At 37.6% G+C, this 11,935-nt stretch carries 9 protein-coding genes; 2 read left to right on the top strand and 7 right to left on the bottom strand.

The window, feature by feature from the left end; all coding sequences use genetic code 11:
- Positions 1 to 24 precede the first annotated feature (24 nt).
- The 5 genes from cysI to desA form a co-directional block, all read right to left on the bottom strand.
- Positions 25 to 1,737, bottom strand: coding sequence for an assimilatory sulfite reductase (NADPH) hemoprotein subunit (gene cysI, locus PQ479_RS03080; RefSeq protein WP_047989068.1), 1,713 nt, complete (start codon positions 1,735 to 1,737; stop codon positions 25 to 27).
- 27 nt (positions 1,738 to 1,764) lie between these two features.
- Positions 1,765 to 3,594 carry an assimilatory sulfite reductase (NADPH) flavoprotein subunit gene (locus tag PQ479_RS03085; RefSeq protein ID WP_047989067.1) on the bottom strand — a complete coding sequence of 610 codons (1,830 nt, stop codon included), beginning with the start codon at positions 3,592 to 3,594 and terminating at the stop codon, positions 1,765 to 1,767.
- 1,546 nt (positions 3,595 to 5,140) lie between these two features.
- On the bottom strand, positions 5,141 to 5,740 hold the full coding sequence (locus PQ479_RS03090; protein ID WP_047989066.1) for a response regulator transcription factor: 600 nt from the start codon (positions 5,738 to 5,740) through the stop codon (positions 5,141 to 5,143).
- On the bottom strand, positions 5,737 to 6,891 hold the full coding sequence (locus PQ479_RS03095; protein ID WP_047989065.1) for a sensor histidine kinase: 1,155 nt from the start codon (positions 6,889 to 6,891) through the stop codon (positions 5,737 to 5,739). The genes PQ479_RS03090 and PQ479_RS03095 overlap by 4 nt, the downstream gene beginning before the upstream one ends.
- A gap of 13 nt (positions 6,892 to 6,904) precedes the next feature.
- A complete protein-coding gene (desA, locus tag PQ479_RS03100; RefSeq protein WP_047989589.1) occupies positions 6,905 to 7,897 on the bottom strand; it encodes a Delta(5) desaturase DesA in 993 nt (330 codons plus the stop codon).
- Positions 7,898 to 8,521: 624 nt separating this feature from the next.
- On the opposite strand from desA, the gene PQ479_RS03105 reads away from it, so the two are divergent.
- Positions 8,522 to 9,577: an AbrB family transcriptional regulator gene (locus tag PQ479_RS03105; RefSeq protein WP_053070413.1), complete on the top strand. Its 1,056-nt coding sequence runs from the start codon at positions 8,522 to 8,524 to the stop codon at positions 9,575 to 9,577.
- Here the strand turns inward: PQ479_RS03105 and PQ479_RS03110 are convergent.
- On the bottom strand, positions 9,556 to 10,518 hold the full coding sequence (locus PQ479_RS03110; RefSeq protein WP_047989587.1) for an alpha/beta fold hydrolase: 963 nt from the start codon (positions 10,516 to 10,518) through the stop codon (positions 9,556 to 9,558). The two genes, PQ479_RS03105 and PQ479_RS03110, sit on opposite strands and share 22 nt — an antisense overlap.
- Before the next feature lie 126 nt (positions 10,519 to 10,644).
- On the opposite strand from PQ479_RS03110, the gene PQ479_RS03115 reads away from it, so the two are divergent.
- Positions 10,645 to 11,565 (top strand): VanW family protein, encoded by a 921-nt coding sequence (locus PQ479_RS03115; RefSeq protein ID WP_047989064.1) that lies wholly within the window; start codon positions 10,645 to 10,647, stop codon positions 11,563 to 11,565.
- A gap of 160 nt (positions 11,566 to 11,725) precedes the next feature.
- Here the strand turns inward: PQ479_RS03115 and PQ479_RS03120 are convergent, their stop codons facing one another.
- The gene (locus PQ479_RS03120; RefSeq protein WP_273716753.1) at positions 11,726 to 11,899 is read right to left on the bottom strand and encodes an SE1832 family protein; all 174 of its coding nucleotides are present in this window, start codon (positions 11,897 to 11,899) and stop codon (positions 11,726 to 11,728) included.
- Positions 11,900 to 11,935: the final 36 nt, after the last annotated feature.

Raw genomic sequence — 11,935 nt, forward strand, 5'->3', positions numbered from 1 at the left:
AGCAAGATTCCAATATTATTTATCTCACTTATGAAAGTTAGTTCCGTCCGTAGTAGCCTCGATAACTCCTGTCCGTACGAGGAAGTCACCAAAATGCTCGCCTTCTTCTCGCTCCTTAGCATATCTAGGTAATAATTCTTTCAAGATTGATAAAATTGCTTCTTCATCGATGTTTTCTCTATACATTTTGCTTAAGCGACTACCATCAAATGCAGCACCAAGGTACATATTGTACTTTCCTGGTCCTTTACCAATAAAGCCTATCTCTGCCAAGGTAGGTCTTGCACAGCTATTTGGGCAACCAGTCATTCGAATCGTAATTTCTTTATCTGTTAAACCATTCTCATTAACGATTGTTTCAATCTTATCAATTAAAGACGGTAAATACCGCTCCGCCTCAGCCATAGCTAAGCCACAGGTCGGTAAAGAAACACAAGCTAATGAACTTCGTCTTAAAGCGGAGTATTGGCTCCCATCTGTTAGGTTATACGATTCAATTAATTGATTAATCTTTTTCTTTTTCTGACTTGTAACATTAGCAATAATTAAATTTTGATTGGCCGTTAAGCGGAAATCACCTGTATGGATTTTAGCAATTTCTCGTAATGCTGTCATGAGTTGATAATTCTCCTGATCAACAATTCGACCACCTTGAACAAATAATGTATAATGCCATCTTCCTTTTACACCTTTTACCCAACCATAGCGATCACCGTTATCATCAAAATGAAACGGTTTTGCTTCTGCTAAGGACCATCCTAATCGTTGTTCTAACTCTGTAACAACATTCTCTAACCCTAAACGATCAACCGTATATTTGAATCTTGCATTTTTGCGTTCAGAGCGGTTTCCATAATCACGTTGGATTGTTAAGATTTTTTCTGCCGTTATAAGTAGCTGTTCAGGTCGAATGAACCCAATGACCTTACCGACTTGTGGGTATGTTTCCGTATCTCCATGTGCCATACCTAATCCGCCACCAATTGTTACATTAAAACCTGCTAAAGCCCCCTCCTCAACAATGGCAATAAATCCAATATCTTGAGAGAAAACATCAATATCATTAGAAGGTGGAATGGCGAACCCAATTTTGAATTTACGTGGCAAATAATACTTACCGTATACAGGTTCTTCTGTTTCTGGAGCTCCTGCTACCTTTTCTTCATCTAACCATAATTCATAATAAGCTCTTGTTTTCGGGAGTAAATGATCACTCAATTTCTTCGACCATTCAAATACTTCACCATGAAGCTCAGATTGATAAGGGTTCGGGTTGGCCATTACATTTCGATTCACATCACCACAGGCAGCAATAGTATCTAACTTGGAAGCATAAATATCTTGGATTGTCTTTTTCATATTCCATTTTAATATACCGTGCATTTGAAAAGCCTGTCTTGTCGTTAATTTTAACGTTTGATTACCATACTTCTCTGCAAGTTCATCCATGACGAGCCATTGCTCTGGTGTCGCGACCCCTCCGGGTGACCTAACCCTTAACATGAATTGAAAAGCTGGTTCCAATTTCTGCTTTTGTCGTTCATTTCTATAATCTCGATCATCCTGCAAATAACTACCATGGAATTTCATTAATCGATTATCATCATCTGAAATACCTGCACTTAAAGGTTCTTCCATAGACTGCTTTAACGTACCACGTAAATAATTACTTTCATCTTTTATTCGTTCTACATCACTTGGTAAACCATCTGGAGCCTTTAAACGTTGATCAGCCATATGATCTTTTTCACCTCATTTATCCATTTAATAGACGTCGCGTTGATATCGCTTCTCTTGCGTCATTTTGGCTACATATTCTTTTGCCCTATCTTGATCGAGCTTGCCTTCTTGCCGAACGATCGTTAGAAGAGCCTCATGGACATCGTGTGCCATATTTTTTTCATCCCCACAAACATACACAAAGGCTCCTTCTTCTAACCATCGGAAAAACTCGGCACTTTGAGCGAGCATTTTATGTTGAACATACACTTTCTCTTTTTGATCACGAGAGAAGGCAACATCCATTTTCGTTAAGGTTCCATCTTTTACCCACTTTTGCCATTCCGTTTGATAAAGGAAGTCTGTAACAAAATGTTGATCTCCAAAAAATATCCAAGATTTTCCGTCAATCCCTTTTTCCTCACGCTCTTGCATAAATGCTCTAAACGGGGCAACTCCTGTACCAGGTCCAATCATAATAATAGGTGTCTCACTATTATCGGGTAATTTAAAATTCTCATTATGCTGGATATATACAGGTAGCTTATCTCCTAGCTCTACCCTTTCTGCACATAAAACGGAGCAAACCCCATGACGATTTCGTCCATGAGATTCATAACGAACCGTACTAATTGTCACATGCACTTCTTCAGGATTAGCTTCATAAGAACTTGAAATTGAATAAAGTCTACCCGGTATCTTCCTTAATAATTGAACAAAATCCTGTGCACTTCCAGATAACGTACCAAAATCTTCGATAAAATCGATCAAATCTCGTCCTTCCACATAAGCTTTTAATTCTTCATTAGATTCAGCTCCTAGTAATCTATGTAATGATTCATTACTTGAATAAGTGGCTAGATTTTGAATGAGTGGTTTCGTTAAGACCGTTATCTCAAAATAGCTAGTGAGTGCTTCTTCCAACGTTAAGATGTCACCTTTTTTGTTAATGGTAACAACCTCATTACCTCGCCACGGAAGTATGGCTAGTAGTTGCGCGACATATTGAGGGTCATTTGTCGGGAGAATCCCTAAGCTATCACCAGGCTGATAGGTTAAGCCCGACCCTTCTAGTGAGATCTCGATATGTCTCGTCTCTTTATTTGACCCTCGTCCATTCAAATTAATATTCTCTAGAACTTCTGCTTGAAAAGGGTTTGACCTTGAGTAACTTACTTCCAACTCTTCCAATTTCGGTGTATCTGCTGTGGTTGCTTTCTCCGGATTAGACTGCTTGGTTAATGCTGAGACTACACCTTCTATCCATTCACTTGCTGGCTCATCATAATCAAGGTCACAATCAACTCGTTCATATACACGATTAGCGCCTAATTCTTCTAAGCGAATATCAAATTCTTTACCCGTCTGACAGAAAAAATCATAGGAACTATCACCGAGAGATAAAACAGAGAATCCTACACCCTCTAGCTTAGGAGCTCGTTTACCGTGCAAAAATTCATGGAATGCGATCGCCGTATCAGGCGGGTCACCCTCACCATGCGTGCTGACAAGGATCACCACGTTTTCTACTTTTTTCAGTTGGTTTGGTTTATAGTCAGCCATTGATACGAGTGTCACTTCAAATCCTTGTTCTTCAAATTTTTTCTTTGTCTGCTTAGCAAGCCCTTGTGCATTGCCTGTTTGAGACCCAAATAAAATAGTTACTTCTTTTGGTGCTTGTTCTATTTGGACTACAGCAGCCTGTTCATTAGATGGTTCACCTGTTTGGGCTTCCAATGATGGAAGAGCAACTTGATTCGCTGAGATATATCCGCTTAGCCATGCTTTTTGTGTTTCTGTTAAAGTAGGTAATAGTTGATTTAATAAGTTAACTTGTTCTTGATTAAATGGACTATTGGTCACCTTGAGTTGCAACAACATTCACCTCACAAAAAATCATTTTAGTCAGTATAAATAAATATATTCGAATTTTAAGAAAATATTTTCTTTAATAATAGCTTCACTATTCCTATAAGTCAAGTTGGTTTTAGGTTTGTGAGGTTGTTTTCTTGGATTTTATATAAAAGTTAGTGCGAACATAGAGCGTTGCTTGTCGCTACCTAAAATGATGGTCCGCGTCCTGCGGGGTGGCGCCGAACTAACTAGCTTCGCTAGTGGATTTCGGCTCTACCACTACTTCCCGCGGGAGTCTCCGCATGACTCGCTCGCTGGGTTATAGTAATTCTTTAGTTCAAAAAAAACAATCCAACACTATTCTTTTAAAATGATAAAGAACAAAATCAAATTAAATGAAAAAACAACCGTTAAAAGAACCAACTTACACGTTCGGCTCTTTTCGTGCAATTACTACACCCTGTCCTTCAGTAACTATCTCGTTCAGCCCTTTTCGTGTAGTTAATCCAAGGTTTGACGTCCTTATCTTCACATTAACCCTCTCTTTATGCAGTTACTCCGAAGTTTGGCCTCCGCATCTTCACATTAAGCGCCTCTTTGTGCAGTTACTCCGAAGTTTGGGCTCCTTATCTTCACATTAAGCGCCTCTTTGTGCAGTTACTCCGGGGTTTGGCTTCCTTATCTTCACATTAACCCTCTCTTTATGCAGTTACTCCGAAGTTTGGCCTCCTTATCTTCACATTAACCCCCTCTTTGTACAGTTACTCCGAAGTTTGGCCTCCTTATCTTCACATTAACCGCCTCTTTGTACAGTTACTCCGAAGTTTGGGCTCCGCATCTTCACATTAACCTTCTCTTTGTGCAGTTACTCCGAAGTTTGGCCTCCTTATCTTCACATTAACCCCCTCTTTGTACAGTTACTCCGAAGTTTGGGCTACGCATCTTCACATTAACCGCCTCTTTGTGCAGTTACTCCGAAGTTTGGCTTCCGTATCTTCACATTAACCTTCTCTTTGTGCAGTTACTCCGAAGTTTGGCCTCCTTATCTGCACAAACCTATATGATTTGTTAACATGGTGAAAGATGACTTTCATTCTTGTTGGTGGCGGAGTGAATCGGGCTCCGCCATGGGCGTTTTATATGAAATTTGTTGCTGATGCTCATGTGCGGAGCTTTGCCCGCCGCTACCGAAAATCATGCTCCGCTGGATTGCTGCTAATTCTCAAATAAAAAAATCTAACACCATTTTTTTAAATGATAAAGAACAAAATCAAAATTGAATAAAGTTCCGCCAGTTAAGAGCTGAACCCTACTTTCATATTTGTTGGTGATGATTTGCTTAGGAAGTCATCATGGGAGTTTTGTAAAAAGTGTACTTAGGAACGATAGTTCGGGCCTTGAAATTAGCTGGTAATCGGTTCCCTTAAAGTTACTGACATATTGGTTGTTTTTTTTGTTATCGCTTTTTAGTTACAGTGAGTTTTTTAGTATAGTCTTTGAACAAGGAGTTTAATGTTATTTCGGGAAATAGATGGGGTAGGTGAGGGGTTAGTTTAAGGAAACGAATTTACTTAAACCAACCTCGTTCTTTTGATTGTTTGATCGCTTCTATTCGGTTCTTCACTTCTAACTTATCGAGAATGACCGAAACATAATTACGAACGGTTCCTGTTTTGATTTTTAATTCGTTGGCAATTTCATCTGTGTTTTTACCATCAGCAATGAGTTCAAGCACTTCTTTTTCTCTCCCGGTAAGAGGGTTTTTGTTACTCCATAAATCATCCATCAACTCAGGTGCATACACACGTTTACCTGCCATGATTTGCCGTATAGCTTCAGCTAAATCATCACTCGGTGAGTCTTTCAACAAATAGCCGCGTACTCCCGCTTTAATGGCTCGCTGAAAATAACCTGCACGAGCAAAGGTCGTTAAAATAATGACCTTACAATCTTGACTGACCAATTGTTCAGCTGCTTCCAAACCACTTTTACCAGGCATTTCAATATCCATTAAACAAATGTCTGGTTTTAATTCTTCAACTAGAGTGATTGCTTGCTCCCCATTAGTCGCTTTTCCGATTACTTCCATATCTTCTTCTAAATTTAATAGAGCACCTAGTGCACCTAATAACATCTGTTGATCTTCTGCTATAACAATTTTAATCATATCGGTTCATTCCCTCCTCTCGCATCACTCGGGATCTTCATCGTTAAATGAGTACCTCCCGTTGTATTCAGTTGAAGTTCACCATTTATAAACTCTAATCGCTCCTTTATCCCTATTAAACCATATCCTGGAAGCTCCTGCTGCTTTTTTTGTTGAAACGTACCGTTATCACTAATTAAAACAATGGTCTCCTTATCAAATTGCTGAATCAATACTTTACACTTGGTTGCCCCACTATGCTTAATAATGTTATTAACCGCTTCTTTTAAACACATGCTTGCAATATTTTCTGCAAATAATGATATATTTTTCAGTGGCTTTGCATAGTCCAGTTCAAATTCAATTTCAGCCGCTTTCAAAATATTTTCTACCCGTACGAGCTCATCTTTTAGGCGAATACTCCTCATCGAAGAAACCATCTTCCTCACTTCACTTAACGCCGTTCTCGAAGCTTGTTGGACGTCTTGTAGTTCTGCCTTGGCTGCATGGGTATCTTTATCAATTAATTTCTTGGCTAGCTCCGCTTTAAGTCCAATCATGGAAAGTCTTTGACCTAATGTATCGTGTAAATCACGAGCAATTCGTTCACGCTCTTCTACTTTAATTAAATCCTCGATAATTTTATTAGCGTCTTCTAATTTTCCTTCTAACTCATCACGCTCATTTCGATTAAATATATTAAATGGTAATAAAATGATACTTAAACAAACAATCAAAACGAACGGAAGCTGAGTGATAAAAAATGGCTCTTGAATAACTATCATATAATTAATCGCAACAGCTATAGAAATTAAATGAATAAAATAGAGAACAAAAAACGCAATTCGATTTCTAACATTTCCTATTAAATAAGCGATAAAAAACGAAAAATAAACATAACTAAATACATAGGTAGCTACGTTTGAGATCGTAATTAAGATGAGTGTCCATACATAGACAGATGTTCTTTTTGCAGTCACGTAAGCAATCCGGTAAAAGATAAAAAATAATAAAGTAAGGGCAATCCCAATAATTGAAACAATTGTATCCGTCTGAAAGATAAAATAAAAAGGTAAAATGCAAAGGACCGTCCAAATATATGGAGCGATCCCGTTTTTCCTTTCAAACATCAACCATTTTTTAATTCGTTGCCATCCTGTTTTTTCTTCCATGTTAAAACCTCTATTAGTTTATTTTGGCAGCGTGAAAACCAACGAACTTCTTCTGTTGCTCATCCCACAAATGGTATTTTAATGATTCTAGGCTTGTTTTTAGTGTAATCGTAGGTACATGCTGTAATGGCTGAACCGTTTCATGAACATTTTCAAGCTTATAGTTAGGTACTCTTGGGCTTAAGTGATGGACATGGTGATATCCGATATTTCCTGTGATCCATTGTAATAATTTCGGTAACTGATAATACGAACTACCTTCAACAGAAGCTCTCACATACTCCCATTCATCATTTTGTTCAAAATAAGAATCCTCAAATGTGTGCTGTACATAAAATAACCACACACCAGCAACTCCAGCAACAAAAAAGAGTGGACCATGAACCATTAATAGTGCTTGCCATCCAATAAGGTAAGCTAAGCCTCCAAATAATAATACAATCATTAAATTACAAAGATACGTATTAAGTCGTTCTTGCTTTCTTGCTTTACGTCGGTTAAAACGATTATCAATTACAAATACATAAATCGGTCCGATTAAGAACATGACAATCGGATTACGGTAAAGACGATATTGAATTTTTGTCCACGTTGACGCTTCTTGATATTCTTTTAAGGTCATCATCCAAATATCACCGACTCCACGCTTATCCAAATTTCCACTTGATGCATGATGTACGGAATGATCATGTTGCCATTTACTATAAGGAAATAATGTTAAGATTCCTGAAATAGTCCCAAGAATCTTATTCGCTCGACGATTCTTAAAGAATGAGTAATGACAACAATCATGGAAAATGATAAAAATTCTGACGAGGAAACCTCCAGCAATAACAGAAAATACTAAGCTTAAGTAAAAGGATACGGATAAACTGAAATAAGCTAATACCCAAAGTCCAATAAAAGGTATAAATGTATTAATTAATTGTACCACACTTGCACGTAAGCTAGCAGATTCAAAGGGTGATACCTGCTTTCGTAACGCACGCTGTTTTTCTTTATCCATCATTACCTCAAAACCCCTTTATTACGTTCTTTTCTTTACTATATAGAATTGAGGACGTATGAGGAAGTCATAGGTATCATGTGAAAAACCATGATAAGTGTCATGGTTTCAAACCAAAAATTAGGAGCTGGTATTAATCAATATGTAATCTACAATAATAACTCTACCACCTCTTCTTTAATTAGACTATAATTAGGGTGACGAAATAAAAAGACTGTATAAAAATAACACAATCATTGAAGCGGCTTTATCCTCTAATATCCAAAACGTATGACTAATTTCAATAACATTTAAAATGATTTGGCACATTACAACTTTTTCTAGCCACTGTTCACCATTTCTTTAAGGAAAGTAAACCTGAACAATACCACAAAACGCTCTACCAAAGCATTCCATCACCAACAAATATAAAAATGGTGTTTGCCTTTGACTGGTGGCACTTAATTCAATATAATTTTGCTCCTTGGTTTGTTAGCTTTCATTATTTCTTATTCATTTTGTATAAGAAGTGTACGATCCAGGAAGCCTGCCCGCCTGGGGAAAGCGTGCCCCCCATTCCCGCAGCGATCTTCAAAGATGAGCACTTGAGCTTTAGTCAACTTTTATACAAAAGGAGTCTTATTCTTGCATATATTACAGAGATTTTCGTTAGAAGCACTAATCGTCGGCTTTATTGGTGGTTATATCTTTGCCCTTTTTCAACTTCCCTTGCCATGGGTATTAGGTAGCCTAAGTGCAATCACGATATTTCAAGCCTTTACCAAAAGAAAAATCGTATTTCAACCTACATATAAAGACATCGGCTTAGTTACATTAGGAGCTTATTTCGGTCTATACTTTACGATTTCAACATTTACAATCGTGACACCATTCATAATTCCTTATATTATCGCGACCTCGATATTAATTCTAGTTAGCATTATAATGAGCACTCTCGTAACAAAGTGGATTCCAATCGATCAAGTAACGAGTGTATTCAGTTCCATTCCTGGTGGGTTAACAGAAATGGCTGTAGCTAGTGAAGCATTACATGCGAAATCAGCTTACGTCGTGATTTTCCAAACGGTACGTCTCGTATCGGTCCTATTTATCGTCCCTCCACTTATTATTACGATTTTTAGTCCAGCAGATACACTAGCCTCGAGTCCAACGATAGGCTCGCTCGAATCGTTGTCTTTAGATTGGACATACACTTTATATCTAATCCCTATTATAGGTGGTTATTTATTACGGAACATTATTCCTGCTGGCATCGTTGTTGGTTCGATGGTCATCACGATACTTATTCATTTATTTATGCTCCCATTACCAACCATACCTGATGTTATCTTATTAATTGCTCAAGTCTTTATTGGAATTAGCCTTGGTAAAAGTATTCACATCCCTGACTTAAAGGCAGGTGGAAAGTACGGCTTTATTTATTTCATCATTACCTTATTACTTATCGCTACATCATTTGTTTTAGCTTATTTTTTTAGTTTGTTAACAGGGGTAGATATAAAGACTTCTTTACTGAGCCTCGCACCGGGAGGACTAATTGAAATGGTTCTGACAGCCTCACAAGTTGGTGCTGATCCAGCCTTAGTAAGTGCCTTTCAACTAACTCGAATTCTAGTAATTATTTTATGTGTTCCTGGTGCATTGAAATGGTATTTCCATTATAAGTCCTCAAAAAATTGATGGATTTTATCAAAATGGCCAGGTAAACCTTCGTGCCCAAAATCTGGGTATATATGAAAGATACGCTTAGCGTTTATCTTATTAAAAGCGGCAAATTGTGTGGACGGTGGACAAATCGTATCCATTAATCCAATCCCAATATGGACCTCTGCGTTTATTCTGGATGTTAAGTGCTGAATATCAATATAACCAAGCTTCTCAAATACCTTATCTTTTCTTTGATGTTCTGGGTCAAATAAACGGAAATACGTGCGTAACTCTTCATAAGCACCTTGTGCTAAATCCATTTCCCAAACACGTTGATAATCGCTTAAAAAAGGATAAACGGTCGCAACCTTTTTAATCTGTGGAAATAAAGCTGCACAAGCCAAAGCCAACCCTCCACCTTGCGACCAACCGGTTACACCTATGCGATTTTCATCAATAAAGTCAAACGATTGAACGATTTTCGCTAATTGAACGGTATCAAGAAATACAGAACGATAAAAGAGTTTGTTCGGATTTTCATTATCTAAGCCTCGAATAATATGCCCTTGAACCGTATTTCCAATAACACCTCCAACATCTTCAGAATATCCCCCTTGCCCACGGACATCCATCGCAAATACACAATGCCCTAATGAAGCCAATGATAAGATGGATGTCCAATCTCCAGAATTCCCTTTATAGCCATGGAACTTTAATATCGCTGCTTGTTTTTTGATCGCTGACTTCGGAACAACCATTTTCACATGGATCCTCGCATCATCTATGCCAGTGAAATACATATGATAACATTTGGCAAATTCCGTTTGGAAGTCGCTCTCAATTAGTTCATATTGAAGTGGGACTAGTGAAAGCTCCTCTAACGAGGACTCCCAAAAGCGTTCAAAATCAGCTGGTTTTGGGTTTATTCCTTCGTATAATTTCAAACGATCTAGTGACATATCAATTAATGGCATTGCCTTCACATCCTTATAAAAAATATCATCCCTTGTATATTCTCGGTCAACGAGCATTTTTCCTTTATCACAACATTTTTTCATGAAATCCTATCTTTAGTTCATCCTAACAGGGAGGTGAAAAAAATGGCTTGGTTATTTTGTTTTTTAACTTTAGTTTGGATTAATCCGATTAACGAGATAGATGCTAAAATTGAATTTATGTATGAGGATGAGATCATCTATACTCAAGCTAAAGCAGAACTGTTTCATCCACTGTTAGAAAACGGGCATATTAATTATGAATCTCTACATACTCTGACCGAAGAACTTATTAAGACCGTCTATACGCCTGCAACTAATGCGTTTATAGGTGAGTTTGGTGAAATTGTTGGAGATAAAAATGGCCAGACTATAAATCGTACGCAATTAAAAGAAGATATTATAGAAAGTTTGTTACAAACCGGTACAGATCAAATAACCGTTCCACTAATCCCTGTTTATGCAAAGGTAAACACAGAATTAATGAACCGGCTACGAAATAAGATGATTGGACATTATATTACCTATTTCAACCCCCACAATAAAGAAAGAAGCCATAATATCAAGCTAGCAACTTCAGCCATTCATAATCACGTCATCTTTCCACATGAGTCATTTTCCTTTAATGAAACGGTTGGCGAAAGAACGGTTCAAAATGGTTATAAAAAAGCGCCTGTTATCGTTAGAGGTGAGTTAAGCGAAGGTATAGGTGGAGGGATTTGCCAAGTATCATCAACCTTATTTAATGCAGTTGATCATGCAAATTTAAAAATTGTTGAACGATACATCCATAGTCGCCGGGTCTCTTATGTACCTCCTGGCCGAGATGCTACCGTGAGTTGGTACGGGCCTGATTTTCGTTTTGAAAATAAACTTAACCAACCGATCTTAATTCAAGCAAAAGTTTATGGCGGGCAACTAATCATAAAAATATTTTCCACAGAAGATGTTATTTACAAAACAAAAGAAGTTCCAAAAGCTGAAAGAAAGATTCCAGAAGAGATGAGAGTGAATAAGAGCAGCTAAGACTATTTATACGTTTCCTTAATTAATTTCAGCTGTCGTTGGCACTACCGGTAATCTAAATGTTTTAGAATTAGCTCTTAACTAATAGAAGCTACTGACATACGCCAATATGCCAGTAGCTTCTTAACTAGACAGGCAATCTTTAGCCAATCCCCTTTATTTAACCTCGTAACTTATCGTTAAGCTCTTGAATCTCTGTTTCCACACGTATTAATTTCTGTTCTAATGGGCCAATATCCCTACCAACAGATTCTACTTTCTCTAAATCAAATTGAATTCTTAAATATTCAGCCTTCAGTTCTTCTAGTTCTGCTTCCCATTGTGCTTTGCTCATCATATCCCTCCACTTTACTGTCCCTATAACTTTATC

Origin of the sequence: Alkalihalobacillus pseudalcaliphilus (genome assembly GCF_028610675.1) — a bacterium.
GTDB lineage: Bacteria > Bacillota > Bacilli > Bacillales > Bacillaceae_D > Alkalihalobacillus > Alkalihalobacillus pseudalcaliphilus.